Genomic DNA, 23,256 nt, shown 5'->3' with positions numbered 1-23,256 from the left:
TAGTTGCCCAACGTTCTTAGTTAAACAATACTTTTTTAAAAGCATTATCCATTTTTATTATATAAATTCCATTTGAAAATCTAGAAATATCTACTGTCTTTCCTTTACCAGACAGAACTTTAACTCCCGTTAGGCTATACACTTCCCAAAGCTCTTTTGAATTACTTTTTATTGTAAATAAGCCATTAGAACTTGGATTTGGAAAGACAGTAAAAGCATTGTTTAGTTTATTTTCATCTACAGATAAACCATCTTGAACAAATGTTGCAGTAATATTTAAGTTTGAATTCACGGTAATTGTTAACGGATTTTCTGTGCTAACTATATCACCTGTCCAACCTTGAAATATCCACCCCTGTTCTGCAATGGCATTTAAATCAAATTGCTGCCCTCCATAAGATGTACCACTACTATAATTTAACAAACCATTGCCTTCTTTGTTTAAAATTACATCAAATACCTCAACATCTCCTTTGGGTATAAATTCAATTCTATCAAAAACAATACTACCTGTATTAACTCTTTCATATACCTTAAACTCAGTAATAATTCCTGCCCAATGAGACCAATTTGTTAAATCTACATTAATAGTATGCCACTCATTATCATTAGGTATAGTGATTTTTTTTCTACCTGTTGCAAATTCTGCACCTGGAATGTTTGCCGCCATTTGAAGACTTGTATCTTCAGTGTTATTCCTAACTACCAATTGTAATGTTTCATATAAATCTGAATTGATATTTAAGCCTGTTATTGCTGCCATGGGTAATGCAAATCCACTTGAATAATTTAAAGTTAATTTGTCATCATCAGTATTTACATTAATTCCTGCAGTTACGGCAGTCCAAGGGGCAAAATCTTCTGAAGTTGTCCAAACTACAGTTGCCGGGGCTATAGTTTTAAAAAAAAAATCTTCGGTTCTAAATTCAATTTTTTCAAAGGCAAATGAAGGCAGTTCAGTGTCTACACTTATTACAGAACCTGATTCACCATCATTACGTGCAGTTGTTGTAATGCTTTTCCATTCACCATAAGCATGTGGGTTTGGATTTTCATAGGCTTCATATGCAGCTAAACCGGCTTCAGTTAAAATTCGGTTTGGATCTCCTTTCTCATCAAATCCACTTTTAACATATCCTGAGTTATTTATTAAGAAATTCTGAAGTTTATTATTCTCTTTACCGTATGCAATACTTCGGTAATATAAGGTTTCACCTTCTGATAATTCTGATGCGAAAGTCACATTTATATTCTCACTATTTTTATAGTCTATAGAATTGTTGTTATAATTATAAATTAACACATCAAATTCTTTAGCATTTTCTTTTCTTGAAAAAATAGCATCCAAATCATTTGTGGAAGTCTGTGGAGTTCCAGAAATAGTTGTTGAATAATGAATTTTATCATTCATTGAGTTTAAAGCACTTATTCCCGGAGCCTCTTGAGAGCCTGTTCTATTATTCCATCTATACGCTAAATCTAAACCTTTGTCTTTATTCTTATAAAAAATATTAGAAAAATAGAGTTCAACAATCTCTGCATGAGAAGTTTCTGCCGGTATAGTCCCTTTACCATCTGCACCATTCATAGTGGTTACTGTGTTGTATTCCATTAAATCAATAGTAGCATTGGCATTCCATTTAGGATGATTTACCAAGTCTGCAAATAATTTATCGTATTTGCCTTGCATATTTCTCAAATCACTATTACCGATAACCACATAACTTGATACTCCCCAAAAATCATATCTTACATTATTATCAGCACAATATTCTATCAAGCTACTAGCAAAAGAAGCAAACGGTTCTCCTTTATAATTTAATATGGTTCCGTTTTTATATAAAAAATCTGGAGCTCTTGTATGTAAACCAACAACAGCATTTGGGAGTACCGCTCTTACTGCTTTTTCAGTATTTTCAAAATGCTCAATAAAATCTTGTTTGGTACCAAACCAATGATCTGGGGTTTCTATCTCAGAACCCACTCTAAAACGCCATGATAATACTTTTTCTTCTCCATAAGTTTCAACCAGTTTAGTCATTAAAGCTTTTATATAATCATGATACGCTTGTTTATTGGCTGGAGGTAAAGAATTCCCATAAGTAGATATTTGTTCATCTTCACGAAAATTAATATTGTCTCTTGTTCCTTCTGGAATAAAGGTATAACCATGTTGAAATGCCCATGGCGGTTGATCTAATACAATTTGATGAATTTCTGTTTGAGAATTTACTATTTTGTTCAATCGATCTATAAGTGGATCAAATCTATAAACGTATTGATTATTGATAGAATCGTATAAACAGGTATCAAAATCTAAGTCTTTTACATTTTGTCCATTTACAACTTTTTTAATGCCACCAATCATCCTAATCGTATTCATCTTCAGTCCTGGACGAATATTAGATCCATTTTTTGGACTAATACGATTAGCTATAGACCAAATATTATGTAAAGGTTCATTTTTTTTAGTGTCATCTGAAAAGTCTGTAGAAAGAGTGACTTGAGCCTCTATACTCATTAAACTAAAGATTAACACTATAAAAGGGAATCCTTTTATTATTTCTATTCTATTGGACATTTACTATAAATCTATATGATTAATTAGCTAAGTTACCAGTATTTATAACAATAACTGTCCTGAAGTGTCCTGATAAAAATTAATAAAACAAATGAATGTTTCTATTAATATATGCCAATTTATACGACATTATTAATTAAAATATTCTTCTAAAACTTGTTCTCCCCATTTAAATTCTTCATTCGTTTCTCTGTTCTTGGATAAACCATAAATTCCTCGGTCATCATACCAATAATAATATTTTGCATAAACACTATTAACCCCTAAAGAATCAAAATGAACCCAAAGCATAGGATAATTATAATCTTGCTCTTCAGTAAACTGAAAGGTCATGTCTCCTCCATGGAAACCTCTAGAATATTTCCTTACTGGCTCTTTTAGAATTTCAATTACTTCATTTCTACTCATACCAAGTTTAACTTGTAAAATTTTTATGGCTGTTATATGTTCAGGAGCACTATGCTCAGAGCAACTACTCTGAAATAATCCTAAGAATATTATTATCCATAATTTCAATTTCATTTATTACTTACAAATTCTGTATTTATTGGATAGGTATATTATTAATCCATTTTTTCATAAATGCTGCACAACACAAATATTATCTATCAGCTCCAATCACTTTAATAGGTTCATCTGATGAATCATTTACCCGGGCCTTCTGCTCCACAAAATAGGGTTGAAAGGTATAGTTTGATGCTGAATCCCATTTGGAGTTTTCTTTAGGCAACAAAGCTTTCATCTTTTCTATTTGAGCTTTATACTCCCGATTGTTAGCCTCATTTGTCCATTCATTAGGGTCAGAACTATGGTCATAAAACTCTTCTGTACCATCTTCGTATTGTATGTATCTATACCCTTTTACCTTAACCGCATGATTGTTCATACCGTATGTTGTTAGCGCATAAGCATCTTTTACAGCTTCATTATTATTCATCATAGACACAAGGCTTTTCCCTTCATTTCTATCATAAGCATTAAGTCCACTCAACTCTAAAAGTGTTGGATAAATGGATAACATTTCAGCTGGAGCATCAATTTTCTTTCCTTTAGGTAAATTAGGTCCAGCAAACATTAAGGGTGCTTTGGTGGCTGTTTCCCATAAGGCATGTTTAGCAAAGGTACCTTTTTCGCCTAAGCGGTATCCATGATCAGACCATAACACAATGACCGTATTATCGGCATAATCACTAGTTTCCAGTGCATCCAAAACACGACCTAGTTCATAATCCACATAGCTCATACAAGCTAAATAGGCTTGAACTATTTTTTTCCATTCGCCACTTTCTTTTGCCCATTCTGTAGAAGGCATCATGGGTAAGTCATTTATTTGTAATCCTACTGGCGGGATATCCTTTAAATCATCTGGTAAATACGGAGGTGTATCTATACCTTCCAAAGGATGCATATCGAACCATTTTTGAGGCACATACAATGGTACGTGAACTCGCAAAAAACCGAGTCCCATAAAAAAGGGCTTATCATATTCTTTATTTAAACGCTCTACCACCCAATTGACAGATTGATGGTCTGGCATTAAGGTATCATTTTCAGGGAAAGCACCCCAATCGGTACTCGTTCTTCCGTGGGTTCCTTTAATACCTTTTCCAAAACCGTCCCAAACAAATCGTTTGTCTGGATAAGGCCCAAAACCTTTTACCCGTCCTCCAGATTCGTTAAACACACTATCTGGCGCATGGATATGGAACAGCTTTCCAATGCCCATAGTATGGTAGCCGTTATTTTTAAAATATTCCGGAAGAAAGGTTATATCTTTTGTAGCAAGATTTCCCTCTCTTCGTATTTTATTATCTGGTGTCATACCATAAATACCCGTTGTAGATGGACGCAAACCAGACATTACTGATGCTCTGGATGGCCCACATAAAGGGGCTTGAACATGAGCATTTGTAAAAGTAACCCCCATGGCCGCCAACCTATCAAAATTTGGTGTTTTTGCTTTTGAAAATCCATCAATAGGTGTTATCCAATTGTTTAAATCATCAACTGCTATAAATAATACGTTTGGTTTTGTTGCTTGATTTAAGAGTTTCTGCTCTTCCTTTGTTTTGCATGATGAAACGAATACCGTGATAACCGCAAAAAGTAAGGTTATTTTTTTCATATTACTGGCTATATTATTATCTACTAATTTAAATGACTTCAATGCTAATTTCAACCTGTCTTTTACCGGACTCAAAAGTTGCAATTATTGGAACTGCTTCAACGCCTGGAACCATGTTAAAGGTTCTGCTTTTGGGCATTTCTTTAATTTTAATAGGATTTCCTGAAGACACCTTAACAATCCCGTTAGGTTTTTCTATCCTTATTTCGTTTTCAGAAAGCTGTTCTACTTTCTCTCCTGATGGTGAAACAATGGGGAGAACAAATGAAGTCTCCTTTTTAATATTCTGATTAGTGGTTGCAACAATCTCAATCTTTTCTGCTGTACAGATGTAGTTTAGGGTAAAGTCTGAGGCTGTTTCTGAAACTACCTCCTTGGCCTCATTCTTTAATTGAGTATGAACAGTATATTCAATTATATTTCTGTCATCATTTGAAGTAAATGTTGCTTCCAAATCGAATAAATTCGTGTACCAATCCTCATCTTTAAACGTTTCTAGTCTTGGGGTTAATGCAAAATCTGCTCCTGGTTGCGGTTGTATGTTATAGGATTCTAAGATGTTATAAACCGCCAAACTCGATGTACACAGCAAACCTAATTTACTATGATGCAATATGGTAAGCGCTCCTCCTGTGCCTTGTCTCACTTCTTTTCTTATACTATATGTAGAATCGTAAGCTGAAATGGTCCCCCTCCAATCGCCCTTCCCAAATAATGAAACATCTAATTCCTCAAAATAAGTTTCACCATCAGCAATTGCTCGTGGAATCTGTGTTGATTTATCTATTTTAGGTAAGTGTTCCCAATTGTCTAGCAAAAAGGCTAATGGTTTTGCATGGGCGAATGTGTGATGTACACAAGGTTTTATACCATGAGATACATAATGAGGTCCGCCATGCAATAATCCATCATGGGTGCACTGTCTTAAAAGTTCTGTGTTTTTAAAACTTGCCGTACCCAAGGCAGGATTATAATTGGCCATGAAACTAAAGGCGGGCTGCATACCATCACTTGTTCTACTCCCCCAATAGGTCCACTTAAACATTCTATTTCCAAAACTATTATCAATACCTCCGTCTGGTAAAATAAACTCTAAATGTGCATCTAAAGATTTTTTTAGTGTTTCTAATAGCTCCTCATCCTTTTCTTCTAAAGCATATAACACTAAATTGTTTAAGGATTCTTCTATGTTGTAGCCTAAATCTATTCCTGTTAAACCTTTAGGACTTAATTTCTTTTTATTCTTTCCTTGAATCTCCCCAAATAAAAGTCCATTGGGTTCGGTAAAATGGCTTTTAATCTGTTCTACTAATTCTTTACTTCGCTTTAAATATTTGGGTTGATTTAACTGCTTCCCTATTAAGTTTAAGGCGTAAATTGTTGTTGCGCTATAATTAATATTGGCATTGCCAACCACAGGAAATCTATTATAGACAAATTCAGTGGCACTTTCTAAACGTTTGTACCATCTATTCCGAGTACTTTCATCTAATAAACTTCCATGATACTTTAAGGTTTCGGCTAGAGCTATAGCTGCAAAAACTGTTGTACCATCCCATGACTTCGGGTCTAACTCGTTGGTCCAAGCACCATCATCTCTGGTTACATTTTTACCCCATTGGAAAGCTGCTAAGCCAGCTTCTAAATACTTTTTATCACCTGTTGCCCTTGCCATGTAAAAAAACGGATAAACAGCATCCATTACTCGTGCATGCAAATGCTCGCAAGCAGGGCAATCAAAAAGCCCATGAACTTTTGGGTCTGACGGCTTTATAATTTGTGTTTTTATCATACCATCACACCAATCTTTCAATAAATTAAATACAAGTGTTCTGTATTCAGAAGAATGGAACTCGTTTTTACCTATTCCACAGGAATATAAAAAACTTGATCCTGACAAAGATAGTCCAACACCAGTAATTGTTGATAATTGAATAAAGTTTCTTCGCTTCATCTTTATGCTTTATGCTTTAATTTAATTACTGGAATTTGCAGCTCTATTGGGCTCTAAAGTCAGTAATCTTATCCTGTAAATCTTTTACAATTTCTGGTTTATTTTTAGCTATATTATTTTTCTCAAAAGGGTCTTCATCAATATTGAATAACTGAATTTTCTCTTTAGCTTTTCTAACCGCATCTGGAACTATCAATTTATAAGGTGGTGCAATTGCTATATTGTAAAACATGCTAGACTCTACGGTATCAAAATCATGTGCATAAATTTCTCCAAAAATTACCTCACGGTTATTTAGTTGTTCTTCATCTAAAACATCAATTCCTGGTAACGCTTTTGGTTTTTCAATATCTAACAAACTTAAAACCGTTGGCACCATATCAATACTACTAACAACGGTTTTAGTATCCATATTAGGTTTTATTTTTCCAGCCCATTTATACATGATTGGTGTACGCATTCCTAAATCATAAGGTGCACGTTTTGATTGTTTCATATAGCCACTTTCATCCGGGTTTTGAACCCAACCATTATCACATACATAAACAAACAAGGTGTTTTCAGTTAGCCCCTTGTCATCAATAATATCAAATAACTCACCACAAGTTTCATCAAACCATTCACACATGGCCCAATATTTGGCAAGATGTTCAGACTCCGTTTTTTTCTTGTATTTATCAAATAAACGCTGCGGAGGATTATGAGGTCTATGTGGTAAAAAGGGTGCGTACCACATAAAGAATGGCTTTTTTTCTTTTAAAGCTACATCCACATAGGTCCTTAAAGTATCCATTCCTTTTCGTCCTATTTCCAAACCATAATCACCATGACGCCCTCCTCTATTTGGGTTCCCATGAGTCATACCATCATCAAAACCGCCGTTTTTATGATTTCCTATCCACCACTTACCGGTTTGAAATGATAAATACCCTTTGTCTTTCAATAAATCTGGTAGCGTATTTAAGCCAACAAAATTATCGATTACTGGCTGGTAGTTTTTTGCTCGCCATTCTTTTCTATTTTCTCCTTTATTCCCCTGAAGTACTCTATCGTTTCCTAAAACACCATGGTCTTTTGGGTATAATCCTGTTATAATAGTCGCTAAAGATGGAGAGCATAAAGAAGTTGGTACATAGCCTCTTTGAAAGGTTAAACTCTCGGAAGCAAATTTATCTAAACGTGGTGTTTCTATGTTCTCATCACCCATAAAGCCATAGTCTGTCCATGATTGGTCATCTGATAGGATGAATACAATATTTGGTGGCTGATTTGCTTCTTCACTTTCTTGAGTTTCTGCTTGTGCTGTTTTGGTTTTATTTCCGCAGGAGAAACAAATAACTAGGATTATTGAATAGCCTAGTTTGCTTAATTTATTCATTGTCTTGGATTTATTATTTTATTACTTTTTTTTTAAAACTTTTGCTTCGCTTTTTAAACGCTGAATGGGTCCATTATCTCCCAGAAGGTACATTTTTCTAAAATCTGTTCCTGGCTCTTTTTCACCTACAATAAGTCTAGCATCTGGATGGGGATTATCTATAAGAGCAGAAATCACAAAACCGGATTTTTCACGATTTAACAAAACAGATCCTTTCACAAACGAATTGCCTCCATCAAAGCTGTCCCATCTACTTATTTCTGAAGTATCACCATCAGTTTCACTTTCTAAATATATACTTACTTCTTTTGCTGATTTTACTTCTAAATCTCCATTTCCGATTGGAAGATTAGAATTCATACTTTTTAACCATGCTTGTCCATCCCATCTAAAAAGTTGTATGCCTTTAGGACCACTTCTGTTTCCGCCTACATCAGCACCAATCAACACTCCAACATGTGGATTTCCGTTTGAGTCTACATCTGTTATAGCTTGAAAGGTCCAATCCTCAGCTATCGTGCTTACCAAGGCTTTTTCATCAGCTAATTCTTTAGTTAAAGGCATTGCTAAAGGTTCATTTTTAACATTTTTCCAAACACCCATTTTTGTATCAAAAACCATATAATATAGGTTGTGTCTTTCTGGAATATGACCCCGTGCGTCTTGAGCATTATTTTTATCTCTACAAATATGGTAGTCAAATGCTACAATGATATCTTCTCTATTGCCTCTACTCACCCAAGGATACCAAGAATCTTCGGCTTCAATATCTGTTCTACGTTTATGTTTCAAAAAGGAAACTGGCGTACCAAAAGTACTGCCATTATCAGTTGATTTTTGGTACACCCAGTTACTTCTGTGGGCACCATGGCGATAAAACAGATAAATGTCTCCATTATCCATTTTTATAAACTGACTATACGTTCCAAATAACGAAATGTTATCCAATGTTTCCCACTGAGAAATATCTAAAGGTTTTTTAGAAACCGCATGTAAATTTTTGCCATAATGATGATTCCCTAAGGGGTTTTTACCATCTTCGGGTGTTCCTCCATGACCACCAAAAGCAATATGTATAAAGCCTTCATCATCAATAAGAACGGCAGGTTTACCATGATTGTCAATCTTTTTCTTGCGATTTGGGTCTTTACCCATTTCACTAATACCAACTTTGAAAGGCCCTTTCCACTCTTTAGTTTCATGATTGTATGAAGCCACATAAGGATCTTCCAAAGCGCCCTGGTAGGCTACGTAGGTAATGCCTTTGTGATAAACACCTGATGGATGCTGTACAATGGCGACGGCATTACCGAAGCCGTTATCTGCAAAGTAGTCAACCATTTGCTCTGGTTCATCATTACTTTGAAAGTCTTTTTTATTAGACTTACAGCCAAATATGATTAAACAAAGGAAGATTTTAATTATGTATTGCTTTTGAATCATTGATACTGATTATTTTAAAAACTTTATCTTAATACAGAGCTTTGTTGATTAATTTTCGATAAAACCGCTTCCTTTTTGCGCATTTTCAACAACCAATCAAGTAAACTTTTTATTCTATTGATATTTTAAAAGTATTATTATTGTTTTCAGCATTATTCCAATTAACAAATAAGGACACCGAACCTGATAAAGATGTATTTATTTTATTCGGTTGCGCATCAGGTCCAAATTCTGTTGGCCTTTTCCATTTTGAACCTACCGCCGGAATACCATTAAAGAAGTAAAAACCTTCTTTCTTTGGATATTCCCATGCAGCCATTTTAGGGTCCTTCCCATTTACGGGGTTTAATACCCCTAAAATAACATCGCTATTATTTCGAAAACCTATTGAAAGGTTATCTTCTATATGAAACTCAGCCCATTTCCAAGGCCCAAAACAGCCTTCAAACTCAGGTTGATTATAAACTTGTCCTGGAATATTAATTAACTTATCAACCGCATACACATCATAAAGACCTCCTTGGGTCCGGTTCTTCCAAATTCTTGCTGGCCCTTTGCCTAACCACCGTTTACTCTTAACCGCTTGGGCATTTATTTCCATACCTACTCCTACATATTCATATGCTCCTTCTTGTGGGGTATATTTATAATCCAATCTTAATTCTCCCGATGGTTTAATAGTCCATTTTATAGTATCAAAACCATTACAATTATGATTTTCAATAATAAAATTTTCATTTTCTTTTTTCACCGAAGCCCTTTGCTCTTTATAAACTATATGCTCTACTTTCAATGTATCGGCTCGTTTTAGATTGATAAAGGGAAAATTTTTAATACTCGTTTCCTTTCCTTTTACTGCTACTTTTTTTAACACACCGCTAGCCTCATTAAATAAAACAGTGGTGGTTCCTAAATAAAAAAGGAACGGATTATTTTTATCTTGTTTTACTGTATTACTTCTTGAAGTTTGAAAGAAAACTGACTCCTTTTCTAGCATTAATCGTTTCTCATAAACTAAAAGTCCTTTATTCTCAAATACTTCAATAACTAATGCGTCGAATTTAGGTTGATTTTGTGGTAAATCTATCCTTATCTGTCCTGTAGTATTTGGCGCAACATCAGGCGAGACAATTTTATTGGATACCACAGTTCTATATCCTGATGCCGATGTGTTAGGTGTTTCGAAAGCAATTAATTTCCATCGGATTTCACATTCCTTTAAATTCACAAAATCGAATTTATTCTGAATGGTTAATTCGCCATTAAAATTTGATGCAATTTCATCTTCCTCAATGATTACCGGCGACCATATTTCTCTAACAGCATAAAAACTGCCGTCTTTTTCTGAATTTGGACCAACAATACCATCTGGAGCATTATTACCTTGATGAAACGGCTGGTTGTTCATATCCGTTCTTCTCAAACCTTCGTCAAAAAGTGCCCAAATCATCAAGCCGCCACCAACTTTAGACATTTCAATGGCATCCCAATAGGTTTTTAAATTAGCACCTCCACCTCCGTCATAAAGTGCATGTAAAGCCTCATTTGGTAGCACAATATGATTTTCTTCAAATAAACGTTGTTTTAATAAATCATACCCTGGATAAAAATTCGTTTTTACAATATCAAAATCAGGAGAGTAATCCTTATATATATCACCTGTTTTGGTTTCGTTTTTTAAAGGGCGGCGTTTTTGTATATCCCATTTAAAAAAATCTTCATCAAACTTTGGGTTATGGGCTAAGTGGTTGCCATTACTCCAAAGTACAACCGATGGGTGATTAACATCTCTTATTACTAATTCTTTTACGATTTTTTCACCAATATCATCGGGGTACGGATGTCTCCAACCCGGTAATTCGTCCATTGCCATTAGTCCTAACGAATCACAAAGGTCTAGAAATTCTGAATCGGGCGGGTAATGGCAAATACGTACGGTATTAAAGTTCATGTCTTGCATCAACTTTATATTATCGAGCATATCTTGCTTGGTTAAAGTACGTCCCGTTTCTGGTCTAAAACTATGCATGTTTGCACCTTTTAACAATACCCGTTTGCCATTTAAATAAAAACCATCATGGTCTCTAACATCAAATGTTCGGAACCCAAATTTTTGTTCAAACTTATGTAATGTTCGCTTTTTTGATTTTAAGCAAACCTCAACGCAATAAAGGTTTGGGTATTCATGAGACCATAACCGTACCTCCTTAAAAGTTGAACTCAATCTGGTTTTGCTGTTCTTTAACTTTGAAGTAAATGGTTTGCCTATTTTTTCGTGGTTGGCATCATAAACTTGTGCCTCAAGCATGAGATTTCCTTTTGATATATCTGTAAAAACATCCATGAAAAAATCCCCATTCATTTGGGCATCAATAGCTACGCGATCTATAAAATTTACTGGTAACTCTTCAATATAAACAGGTCTAAAAATACCTCCAAACAGCCAATAGTCTGCGATACGTTCTGCTTTTACAACTTGCGGATGTGTTGCTGGTTTTAAAACTTGAACTTCTAAAAGGTTGTCTCCCGATTTTAAAAAATCTGTTACTTCATGTTTAAATTCTGTAAAACCACCTATATGGGTGTCTCCAACTTGTTTTCCATTTAAAGTTACTGTAGTTTCAGTCATGGCACCCTGAAAAACAATAAAATAACGTTTGTCTAATTTTAAATTGAATTTAAAATTATAACGATAAAAACCAATTTCAGGTTTCGTTTTATAATCTTTATGGTCTTTACCATAAGTATAATATCCAAAGCCTTTAGTTTCCCAATTAGATGGTACGGGTATGGTGGTCCAATAGCCACTATTTCTACCTTCAGACATTTTAAATTCCCAGTCTATAGCGGTGTTGGCGTAAGTTCCTGAAAGATAGGTTTTTGTTTGGGCACTTAAATTTCCAAAGGTGAAAAATTGAACCAGAATAAGATAAACTATAGTTTTACAGTTCTTCATTTTTGATGTTTCACTTTAAACACTTCACTTTTAGCATATTTTCTTAAAAGGTCATAACAACCAAATGGGTAAGTTTTTTATTCTATTGAAATTTTAAGATTTTTTTTTAACACTGTTCTGCTCATTCAATACTTTTATAACCGAAGTATCGAATTTAGTTTGGTTTTTTAGTAAAACTATCCTGTACTATTTGCTAAAATATGAGTAAGTTGACTCTATCGGATATGAACGAATTATAACCAAATATAAAAAGGTAAAGGATTTCGAAGACAATTCATTTTCAACGGCATTTGTATGATTTCGGATTCACCTAATAAACATATTTATTAATGAATGAGACCCTATCATATAATCTGACGGATTCACTCTAATAAAAGGGTTTATGATTCATATCTGCTTGCATTAAAACTTCATCAAAAAGTGTCTTCTATTATGGAGTTACCTCAAGATTATCAAACAAATTACCATCATAAGAGCTTCCTAACATAACATAACCAGACTTTTTATCATGACTAACTTTTGTTATAGCATGACCATCCACGAAAGCTTCTATTTCCCTGTCCTTGAATGTCAATTTCAATTTATGCCAAATATTGGCGTCAAAATTTTCAATACTCCCTTTTGCTAGGGTCTGTTTATCAAAACCTAGTGTCCAATTTCCATTTTTTTCAAGCATAAACCTATAACCTTTCAAATAACTTCCTTGAACACGACCGCCTAGTTCCACGTTACCACCTTCTATAAAAACGTCTACACTACAGGTAAAGTTCGACCATGTTACATCTCCAACCAAAGTGTTAGGTTTTATATTTGAACGGCGGTACACGCGCATCCAATCATAACCTTGCTCCGGATTTATTTGCTTTAAACAATTGGTCCCATCTTCTTTTTGGACGATTTCAAAACTACCAGTTTGATCAGAATGGTATTTTGGTAAATCACCAACTTTACGATCCTCATAATCTTCTTTATATGGAAATGGAAATGGCGTTTCTTCAGGTATGCTGTATTGTCCTTTTTGTTGACCTGTTGTAGTTGTTAACGAATAAATACATTTAGGGTCAAGTTTAATTCTGAATACACCTTTCTTTGGCTTTATACTTTCAAGCTGTATAAACTGGTCCTTCTCACTAGATTTCCAAACATACACAAGGCCATTAGACAAGCCTTTTTCAATAGCCACCTCAATAATTTCAGGTTCCTCGGTACAGATAATCATACTCCAGTCTGAACTATTTTTATCTTTCATGGTTACACAGCTACCTTTATAAGTTGACGCATCAAACAATCCACAAGCATCATCTAAATATTGCCAATCATTAGCTTCTGTAAATTGTGTGGTATGAGCAGTAGCCCAAATAGTTGGCCATACTTCATAATAGCCACTCCAAGGACTATTGGCTTTCATGGCTCCTGCTTTATCCCAGGTTACCGATTTATAAATGGAACCTATAGGTGCCCAAATTAGTGTTTTGGTTATTTTATCTCTTATATAAAACTTGTTGTATATGCGCGCTAAATTCAGAGCCCCAGCTCCACCCCAATCCTTACCCGTCCAGCTCCAATCTTCACTTGCCCATAACGGAGTACCTGATGCTTTGGCCTTTGCTGTTGTTGGTCGCCCACGACCATCTACCATATCTTCTGTGAACTCTCTCCCCGTTACGTAATGATACCCCACAGCCTCAATCACTTTATCAAATTCGGGGTCTTTTTCAAGTTCTTCAAATATCTGCCAGTCACCACTATTATCATCAGGACCTTGAATCTTAACGTTTTCATAGCCCCTTGCATCTAACATAGGACGTACTTCATTTACCAACCAATCACGATCGGTATAGTTTTCGTTCTCTGCTGCTGCTACCCAATCAATATCTAAATCCCAATCTCTTTTTGCTACATCAAGGAACGTAACAAAATACTCCGCAGACTCTTTAGTATAAATATTAGGTTTTAAATACCCTGGAAAACTCCAAGGCAAATATTCCAAAATCATTTTAGGGTTTCTGTCTTTAGCAGCTTTCATAAACCAAAACTCATAACCTCTTGAAACAGGATTCTTTAACTCTTCACGCGTAATGGCATGCGATGGTTCAGAACCACAAGTAGAGTTTTCACCACCACCTAATTCGACTTTTAAATGCTGAAAGCCCGCACCAAATTTAGGTTTAAAAAGAATATCGAGAATATGGTCTCGGTATGGATCTTTATAATCGTACAACAAATCGGTTGAAGCTCCTGCACTTACACCCCCTATACCTTCAAAGGTTCGCCCTTCATCTTTAGGATTTAGAGTGATTTTTACTACACCATCCTCTTGTTCAAAAACCGGTGGTTCAAAAGCTTTTTCTGGATTTATAATGTCTCCCATTTCAAACCAAGCGGGTTCGCTATGACTCACGCCGCGATTATTGCCCCATACAGTAACTCTCCAATATACTTTTTGTCCAGGTTTTAAGGGTTCCCCTAAATATTGGTATGGACCTGTCTCTGACTTGCTAGTTGGCCCTGTATCCCAAATATCTGGGTACTTTAATTTCTCAATACTTGTTGCCATCATAATTCGAAAACCTCCCTGTTCTTGGCTAATATCGTTCCCAACAAAAGTCCAGCTAAAAGATGGTCTAGGCAAAGTTATTCCAGTTGGGTTACTTTGTGACTCACACTTTAAGTCTTTTACTTGAATGGCTTGAGCTGCAGAGCACAAACACCATAGATAAATTACTATATTCTTCATGATGTTATTTTTGTTTTAATTCATTAATCAAATCTTTTGCACCCACATGTGCAGCATTTAAAGAAAGTATTTCCTTGGAAAGTTTACATGCTTCTTTTTTGTTTCCTAAACCATATTCAGACAATGCTATTAAAAACATAGCATCAACTGTATTCCCTAGTTGCAAGTTATCTTCAAACACAAGCAATAAAGGCAAAGACGTAGCAAAATAATCTATACAAGCCTCTTCCTTCAACTTATTTAATCCGTAATGCTTCATATTGTTTAACATCTCAATACACTGTGCTTCCTGTTTTAGTTTTCTTAAAGACAAGGCACTATAATATGAGAGTTCGGAATAGGCACTTACCGCCATATCAATAAAATCACCTTCTTCGTTAGCACTTGCTTCAAAGCACCTAATAGCTTCATCTTCTCTACCTAAATCTAGTAAGGCTATACCCTTTAAATAGTTAATATGTGCTTTAGCTTGCAAAGGGTGTATTTTTTCTCCTAGATTATCAGGTGTATCTAATGACATTTTAAAATATGTTAAAGCCTTTTGTGCATTAGCTTTACTCAATTCTTCTATACCTTTGTGCCAGCAGGCATTTGAATATTGTTTCAACACTTGGCCTTCTCCACCTTCCCATGGATGAAAATTTCTACTGTTTAATAAAGCGATGACTTGGTCATATTTGCCTTCAAAATTGTAAAGAGAAGCTAACTCTACACAGAAATCATCACGTTGAACCAATTGCTTTTTAATTTTTTCTAAGCCCTTTAAACGATCTGACGGACTATCATTCATTTTTTTGCGTAGTTGATCATACTCATATTGAATGCGCATATCTGAAGGAGCTAGCTCTATTGCTTTAACGAATGCCTCACGCGCCCGTTCTCCATCATGAATTGAATTCCAATAGGCTATACCCAAATTACGATACAAGGTTGCATTGGTACAATTATTCTGTGCAGCAACTTCCCATATTTTTATGGCATCCTGATGACGCTTAAGATTAAAATAATAATTTCCTAAACCATAAGCTGCCAATGATGCATCCATGGTTTGTTTCATAGCCCATTCCAGTACGATTTGTTCGTAAATACGTGAAGGAAAAAAATAATTATCATTTTGAGATGTTGCCTTAATTAGTTTTTCGGTTGCCATTGCATCCTCTCCTTTTTGACTGTATAACCATGACCATATATACTGCACCATTGATGAATGCCCCATTGGATTAGGCACTGCAGTTTCGGCAACAGGATATTCATAGTGTGTCTTAATAAGTTGAATGGTTTCATCATAAAATCCGCCTTCGGCGTAATCAAAAGCTATATCTATTATTGTTTGAGCATCATTTCTTGATGATTTAATGAAGTTGCTCAAATCATTTCTAAATAAACCCAATTGAAAGTTTGCCCATTGATCAAGCGCATCGGTTTTTGCTAATTCCGCAAGTATTTGTTCCGCTTCATTTGGTTTACCTAATTTACTCTGAACAATCGCTTTAACAATCTGTGCTTTGTTATTTTGTCTATTGGTATCTAGCGAAGCTTCTATATGCGCTAACGCCTCATCAAAATTATGTTTTTTACAATCTAGTAATCCTAGTTGATAATAAGCAGATCCCCTCCACTCATAATTCCAAGTGGCTTTGTAAAAATAAGTATAGGCTTCGTCTAGTTTATTCTGATATGTACATGCCAAACCACAAAAATAATGAGACTCTCCGCTTGCCGGATTTGGGTGATACGTTGATATTATTTCTATGGCCTGTTTTAGATACTTTTCGGCTAGCGAAAACTGCCCTTTCTTTATGTAGGAACGACCTAAGGCAATATGTGATTTATAACTATATGCATCTTTTTCTATAGCAGCTTCCCAATAAGGTTCTGGATAACGAGTAGGATGCCTGTACAATTCCAAATGCTCACCAATCAATTCAAGTTCATTAGCACTCTTTACTTCATTAGGCTGCTTAGGCTCAAAAGCAACCTTACGATTTTTCTCTTTTGAAAGTTCTTTTATTTCATAAGATATTAAAACACTTCCTGTATGATCAAATACTACCGCTGATATATTTTCTGCGTGAGAAACATCAATTCTAAGGGTATTGTCCTGCCAAGGTGCATCGGGAGTTATGCTAATATTTTCAAATGATTTTTTCTCACTACCAAACTGAAGCACCAAAGTTAATCCTTCAAACTTTTTACTACCCGCAATTCCTAGATCTAAACTAAAGTCCTTATTCACTTTTAAACGTATAGCCACATCTTTATTTGCATTTTGAACCGGACCTAGATTTTTATAGCTCCACCAAAACTGTGAAAAAGTTTTTGTCTCATAAGGTAATAAATAGGCAAAATCAGGTTGATTATCAGTATAAACACCAGCCATTAATTCAAAATAAGGGCCTCCTTCATCTGTAAGTTCTTTATCCCATGCTTTACCGAATGTATCATTACCCCATGTCCACTGTTTTTTACCCGGCGCAATATGTCTATTTGCCACATGTACAAAACCTCCTTTTGTATTGTGATCATATCCTCCGAAAAAATTAAATTCAGTATCACAAACCATATAACTCGTTGGCACAGGAATGTTTGCGTATTTACGTAAATCGTTTTTACCCTTTCTCTTATGATAAGGGATACCATAATAATCATTTTCGGCATTGGGGAAGCTACTCATTGCTCTAACCGCATGGTCTGCTACATAATTTACATCTTCAGGAAAAAAGCTTTCGTAATTATCATGAACCTCAACAGCAACATTGGCCCACCATAAAAAGGTTTGTGTAAGCGGAGTTCGGTTAAACAATCTACCTCTTAATTCAATAAGTGAGCTATCCGGTCTCAAACGGATTCCGTGCATACCTTTTAAGCGATTTATAGGATCATATTCAGACATCCATATGGTTCGTGCTCCATCTTCTTCCTCTTCAATATGCACATCTGTGGGCAAGTAAGTTCCAGGTCGATGGTGCTGCGGCCAATTAAACTCTACTCCTCCACTAATCCAAGGACCCGCCAAACCTACCAATGCAGGTTTGATTACTTTTTGCTGATAAAAAAAATTATAATCGTTATTGGTTTTATCTTGTGCTTCGAAAATACGCCCACCAATCTCTGGTAACATTACCAACTTTACAAAGTCATTTTCAAGAATGGCCGAATTGTATGCCTGGTCTGATTTAGTGTCAAAAACCTTATCAATAAAAGGGACTGGATATACTTTTCCTGAAGAACCTTGATACACTCTTTTTTCAAAAAAAACTGGATTAACTTCAGGTTTTCCTAATTTATAAGTCGGTATATTAATTGATTTTAAAGCTGCTTTTACTTTTTTACTCATATTTAATATCGAAAGCTATTGCACATCATAATTGAACTATATTCTAGAGGTACTTTCCTTTTGAACGAATATTATTTGGTTATTTCTCGTTCAATTTCCTCAAGTGTTTTTCCTTTTGTTTCGGGTAACATTTTACGAATAAATAAGAATCCGAATAAACAAATTATTCCATATAGCCAGAAAGTACCAGATGCTCCCAATGCCCAATTAAGCAATGGAAAAGTATACGTTAGTAAAAAACTAGCTAACCACAGCGATACGGTAGCTACAGCCATAGCAGCACCACGCATCCGGTTTGGAAAAACTTCCGATAGAATTACCCATGTTACTGGTGCTAAAGACATAGCATAACAAGCAATTGCTAATACGACTAGTAGTAACAAAGGCCAACCAGATATTTGAAAATAATAACCTGTACCCATAAGTGCATATATACCAAACAAACCAACTGCTCCTAATTGCATAAGATATTTACGCCCCCATTTATCTACTGTGAAAATGGCTATAAATGTGAAAATTAAATTTACACTCCCGGTTATTACAATATTAAATAAAGTATCAGAAACACCATAACCAGCCGCCTTAAATACTTCTTCGGCATAATTAAATATTACATTGATACCACACCATTGTTGAAATGCCGCCAACACAACACCGATCAGTAATATTTTGCGAATACCAGGTTGGAAAAGCTCTTTTATTTTAAAAGCTGATGTGTTTGCATTTATTGATGCTAATATATTTGCATACTCATTATTGGCATAACTAGCACCTCCTACCTTAGTAAGTATATTTTTTACTTTAAACTCATTTCCTCGTATTGCCAACCACCTTGGGCTCTCTGGCACAAAAAACATAAATAAAAAGAAAAGTCCAGCTGGAATGGCTTCCGCCCAAAACATCCAACGCCAAGCATATTGACCATTCCATGAATTTAACAATTCGCTATCTGAAATTCCTTCTGGTACAGGTTGAGCAATTTGCCAGTTCACTATTTGGGCTAGCAAGATACCTATAACAATAGTCAATTGATTCAAGGATACAAACTTACCTCTAAAAGCTGCGGGAGATATTTCAGCAATATACATAGGTGATAAATTTGAAGCCAAACCAATACCAACACCACCAATTATTCGATAAATTATAAATGTATTAAACGTATATGATGCTCCAGTACCAATGGCAGATAGTAAGAAAAGGGATGCAGAAACCATTAAAAGGCGTTTACGCCCATACTTATCACTAAAAATACCAGAAACAATTGCTCCCATTAGGCAACCTACAAGTGCACAACTCATAGCCCACCCCTGCAATTCAGCCGATTCAGAAATATGAAAAAACTGCTCATAAAATGGTTTTGCTCCACCAATGACAACCCAATCATACCCAAAAAGCAATCCGCCCATGGCCGAAACAATGGAAATCATGTAAATGTATTTTGTGTTTATTGTTTTCATATCAATTAATGAATCATACTTCTTTTCTAAATCTCCTTACAACTAAAATGATGAATACATCTAACGATTTTAATGAATTACTACCTCAATTCTGGTATATTCAATTTAATTCTTTTAATCTTTATTGCAACTAAATTTTATAAGTAGAACGTTAACTACTAGCAACACTATTATAATTGTAATAAATGTATCCATAAACTTAATCAATAAACAACTCATCAATAAAAGGCCCACTTTCTCCAACTGTTTCTAACTTTATATTATTAGCCCCTGCCTTTAATGTTATAATGGTTGGTACAAATTTCCATTCCTTTTCCCAGCCTCCAGTAGGCTTAAATTCAAGTGTTCTTATATATTCATCATTAACATATAATTTCATAGGATGCAACTGCCCTTCATTATTGTGCATATATCTAAAACGAATACTATAATCACCCATCTCGCCATCATTTTCTTGATAAAAGGTAACTGCACCTTCATTTCCATCAAACTTCACGAAACCACTACCTTTATATCGGTGCGCATCATCGCTTACTTTAGCTGCCCCTTCCAGAACACCTTCTTCGGCAGAAATATTAACACCTCTACCTATCCACATATCTGCAGAGTGTTCATCTCCCCAGAACAAGCCTTCATTTTTCCCGAAAGTTTCTTCCATTCGTAACATTAACGTTCCATTTTGTTTTATAATGGCTTTTACAGTAGTTCCGTCTGTAATTTCAAAAGCTTTTTTGTAAAGGACACCATCTGTTTCAGGATTGTCTCCATTAAGGGTATAAAATATATTTAAATCTGAAGATGAATTTTTACCTAAAATTGAGATTTGTTTAGCATCTATTGTAATTATATTTGATGTATACAAGGCCTTATCTCCTAATATTGAAGCGGTAATTATTGACGCCTTTTGGGCATTTGGTTGCTCTCTTAAAAACAGTCTTGTTTTACCGAAAAACAAAGCTCTAAAATCAGATGTAGTTCTACTTGTAGGGTCAATAGGACTTCCATTTTCCATAGAAATTTTCTTTACGTCACCTTGAATCTTATAATAAACTTTGCTTTCTCCATATGGATATAGATTATCATAAGCATCTAATCCTTCTGAAGTGACAATATAGCTTGTGGTAAAACTTTCTTCAGCTTCTAATTTATCTATGGTTGTTTTTAATTTTGAAGGTCGTTTTGCAGTAGTAAATGAAGTACGCTTAACTTCCTTACCGTCAATGTAAGCAACAGCTTCTAAAGTACCGGCTTCATATGGCACCATCCATTCGCATTGCATTTCATTCCAAATGGTTCCTGGTTTGTCTTTACCTAAAGATGTTCCGTTTAAGAACAACTCCACTTCTTCTGCATTAGAATATACCCAAACCGGAATTACGGTTCCTTTTTTCATTCTAGGATGCGTCCAATGTGGTAACATATGAATCATGGTTTCTTTGGTCCATTGACTTCGATAGAAATGAAATAAATCCTTTTTAAATCCAGCTACGTCTAAAGCGCCTCCCATGAATAAATTGAAAGGTAATCCACCATGAACTAAACCAGCTTCTCCATAATAATCAAACCCCGTCCAACGGAAATGTCCACTATGCCAAGGCGTATCACGCATAACCTCCCAATATTTTCTTGCCGACACACGCACTGTGGCATTGTCATAAGACGAATTAAACCGTTGTTTTCTATTTCTCCAGTTTTTAGGGTTAATACCTTCGTAGAAAAATATTTCTTTCTCAGTTAAATTTGGCAGTTCATAAGTTCCTGGTAATTCATTATCACGCCACCAAGTCTGTGTTCTATAGTAGCCTCTTGTTTGCCAAGTATGGGGCGCTTCGGTAGAAATAAATGGTTTGTCAAAACTCTTATTTTCTATAAAAGACCTCGTTTCAGATCCTCCATTAACACCTTGAATATCCATATCTTCTGGATTTCCTGCACCCGATGTAAATAACCTTGTGGGGTCTAACTTTTTACCATATCCTACTAATTCTGGCGCTACATCACTATGGGTTTCATTGCCTAAACTCCACACAAAAATACTTGGGTGATTTCTGTCTCTAGTTATCCATTCTTTAACATCTCGTTGCCACCACTCATCAAAAGCTTGTTTGCCATAATCTTGGGGTGCCTTTTTATGCCAACCGTCAAAAATTTCATCCATAACCAACAATCCTATTTCATCACAGATGTCATAAAACATGGGTGGCGTTGGGTTGTGAGACGGACGAATGGCATTAATTCCCATATCTTTCAGGGCTTGTAATTTCCAACGTAACATAGGTTTTGTCCATGCACCTCCAACAGGACCGCCTTCCCAATGTTCACAAACACCCTTTAATTTTACATTTTCTTCATTTAACCAAAATCCAGTTTCAGTTTTCCATTCCACAGTTTTAAAACCAAACGTGGTTTCAACTTCATCAATTACTTTTTTACCATCTAAAATTAGGGTAACCGCCTTATATAGGTTTGGTGTTTCAGGACTCCATAATTTTGGGTTATTAACTTCTAATTGAATACTTGGGTTTACTATTTTTAATTTCTCACAGTTTTTATCTAGTTCTTTCCCATCTGGAGAATACAAGATAACTTTATATTTTAACCCTTTTTGAGGACTTGTAACTTCGGCATCAATATTTACAATCGCTTTTTGGCTTTCAATTAAAGGCGTGGTTACAAAAATGGTGTTGGGTTTAAAATGAACAGGGTTTACTTCTATCAACTTCACAGCAGCATAAATGCCACACGGGTGATACCAACGTGCAGAGGGCTCTAAACTATTATCTACTCTTACTGCAATATTATTTTTACCTGCTTTTAAATATTTAGAAATATCATATCTAAAACTTATGTAACCATAAGGCCTTTTAGCTAAATAGTTTCCATTTACCCAAACTTCGCTATTCATATACACTCCATCAAAATTGATGTATGTAGTTTTTGAAAGACTTTCTTTTTCTACGCTAAACGTTTTTCTATACCAACCTATTCCTCCATCATGATAGCCACCACCTTGCCCTTGGTCTCCGCCTTTTCTAACACCTTTTTCAAAGGACCAATCGTGAGGTACATTTAATGTTTCCCAAGAAGAAGAATCAAAATTTTCTTTTGAAAATGAAGCATTATCTTCTAAAGTAAACTGCCAATTATTATTAAAATTGGTTGTGATACGTTGTGCATAAGACGAGTATACGCAGACTACTAATAACAGGATTAAAAAGGGCTTCTTCATTTAAGATTAGAATGTCTAAAACATGATTAAACAAACATAGATTTAAATATCCCTAAAAT

Annotated in this window: 11 protein-coding genes; all 11 read right to left on the bottom strand. The window is 35.1% G+C overall.

Annotation, left to right across the window (positions count from 1 at the left end; all coding sequences use genetic code 11):
* Positions 1 to 16 precede the first annotated feature (16 nt).
* The gene (locus tag FUA22_RS06675) at positions 17 to 2,521 is read right to left on the bottom strand and encodes a GH39 family glycosyl hydrolase (RefSeq protein ID WP_170309861.1); all 2,505 of its coding nucleotides are present in this window, start codon (positions 2,519 to 2,521) and stop codon (positions 17 to 19) included.
* 192 nt (positions 2,522 to 2,713) lie between these two features.
* Positions 2,714 to 3,103 carry a hypothetical protein gene (locus FUA22_RS06670; protein WP_147767117.1) on the bottom strand — a complete coding sequence of 130 codons (390 nt, stop codon included), beginning with the start codon at positions 3,101 to 3,103 and terminating at the stop codon, positions 2,714 to 2,716.
* Positions 3,104 to 3,182: 79 nt separating this feature from the next.
* A complete protein-coding gene (locus tag FUA22_RS06665; protein ID WP_147767116.1) occupies positions 3,183 to 4,706 on the bottom strand; it encodes a sulfatase in 1,524 nt (507 codons plus the stop codon).
* Positions 4,707 to 4,734: 28 nt separating this feature from the next.
* Complete coding sequence (locus FUA22_RS06660) at positions 4,735 to 6,660, bottom strand: hypothetical protein (protein ID WP_147767115.1); 1,926 nt, start codon at positions 6,658 to 6,660, stop codon at positions 4,735 to 4,737.
* Between the two features lie 43 nt (positions 6,661 to 6,703).
* Complete coding sequence (locus tag FUA22_RS06655; RefSeq protein WP_147767114.1) at positions 6,704 to 8,038, bottom strand: sulfatase-like hydrolase/transferase; 1,335 nt, start codon at positions 8,036 to 8,038, stop codon at positions 6,704 to 6,706.
* 21 nt (positions 8,039 to 8,059) lie between these two features.
* Positions 8,060 to 9,481 carry a BNR-4 repeat-containing protein gene (locus FUA22_RS06650; RefSeq protein ID WP_147767113.1) on the bottom strand — a complete coding sequence of 474 codons (1,422 nt, stop codon included), beginning with the start codon at positions 9,479 to 9,481 and terminating at the stop codon, positions 8,060 to 8,062.
* 109 nt (positions 9,482 to 9,590) lie between these two features.
* Entirely contained in the window at positions 9,591 to 12,437 is a 2,847-nt protein-coding gene (locus FUA22_RS06645; protein ID WP_147767112.1) for a glycoside hydrolase family 2 TIM barrel-domain containing protein, read from the bottom strand.
* 430 nt (positions 12,438 to 12,867) lie between these two features.
* On the bottom strand, positions 12,868 to 15,174 hold the full coding sequence (locus FUA22_RS06640) for a glycoside hydrolase family 78 protein (protein WP_147767111.1): 2,307 nt from the start codon (positions 15,172 to 15,174) through the stop codon (positions 12,868 to 12,870).
* Between the two features lie 4 nt (positions 15,175 to 15,178).
* A complete protein-coding gene (locus FUA22_RS06635) occupies positions 15,179 to 18,511 on the bottom strand; it encodes a DUF5107 domain-containing protein (RefSeq protein ID WP_147767110.1) in 3,333 nt (1,110 codons plus the stop codon).
* A 71-nt stretch (positions 18,512 to 18,582) separates the two neighbouring features.
* The gene (locus FUA22_RS06630) at positions 18,583 to 19,968 is read right to left on the bottom strand and encodes a sugar porter family MFS transporter (protein ID WP_147767109.1); all 1,386 of its coding nucleotides are present in this window, start codon (positions 19,966 to 19,968) and stop codon (positions 18,583 to 18,585) included.
* A gap of 199 nt (positions 19,969 to 20,167) precedes the next feature.
* The gene (locus FUA22_RS06625; RefSeq protein ID WP_147767108.1) at positions 20,168 to 23,197 is read right to left on the bottom strand and encodes a sugar-binding domain-containing protein; all 3,030 of its coding nucleotides are present in this window, start codon (positions 23,195 to 23,197) and stop codon (positions 20,168 to 20,170) included.
* Positions 23,198 to 23,256: the final 59 nt, after the last annotated feature.

Source organism: Seonamhaeicola maritimus, from assembly GCF_008056315.1.
Lineage (GTDB): Bacteria > Bacteroidota > Bacteroidia > Flavobacteriales > Flavobacteriaceae > Seonamhaeicola > Seonamhaeicola maritimus.
The sequence above is the reverse complement of the archived record's forward strand: the minus strand, read 5'-3'. Positions and strand labels throughout refer to the sequence as shown.

Bases quoted from the DNA above. Each gene is read 5' to 3' on its own strand.
- FUA22_RS06650 (WP_147767113.1), bottom strand. From the start codon at position 9,481: ATGATTCAAAAGCAATACATAATTAAAATCTTCCTTTGTTTAATCATA.
- FUA22_RS06675 (WP_170309861.1), bottom strand. From the start codon at position 2,521: ATGAGTATAGAGGCTCAAGTCACTCTTTCTACAGACTTTTCAGATGAC.
- FUA22_RS06660 (WP_147767115.1), bottom strand. From the start codon at position 6,660: ATGAAGCGAAGAAACTTTATTCAATTATCAACAATTACTGGTGTTGGA.
- FUA22_RS06630 (WP_147767109.1), bottom strand. From the start codon at position 19,968: ATGAAAACAATAAACACAAAATACATTTACATGATTTCCATTGTTTCG.
- FUA22_RS06645 (WP_147767112.1), bottom strand. From the start codon at position 12,437: ATGAAGAACTGTAAAACTATAGTTTATCTTATTCTGGTTCAATTTTTC.
- FUA22_RS06655 (WP_147767114.1), bottom strand. From the start codon at position 8,038: ATGAATAAATTAAGCAAACTAGGCTATTCAATAATCCTAGTTATTTGT.
- FUA22_RS06625 (WP_147767108.1), bottom strand. From the start codon at position 23,197: ATGAAGAAGCCCTTTTTAATCCTGTTATTAGTAGTCTGCGTATACTCG.
- FUA22_RS06635 (WP_147767110.1), bottom strand. From the start codon at position 18,511: ATGAGTAAAAAAGTAAAAGCAGCTTTAAAATCAATTAATATACCGACT.
- FUA22_RS06640 (WP_147767111.1), bottom strand. From the start codon at position 15,174: ATGAAGAATATAGTAATTTATCTATGGTGTTTGTGCTCTGCAGCTCAA.
- FUA22_RS06670 (WP_147767117.1), bottom strand. From the start codon at position 3,103: ATGAAATTGAAATTATGGATAATAATATTCTTAGGATTATTTCAGAGT.
- FUA22_RS06665 (WP_147767116.1), bottom strand. From the start codon at position 4,706: ATGAAAAAAATAACCTTACTTTTTGCGGTTATCACGGTATTCGTTTCA.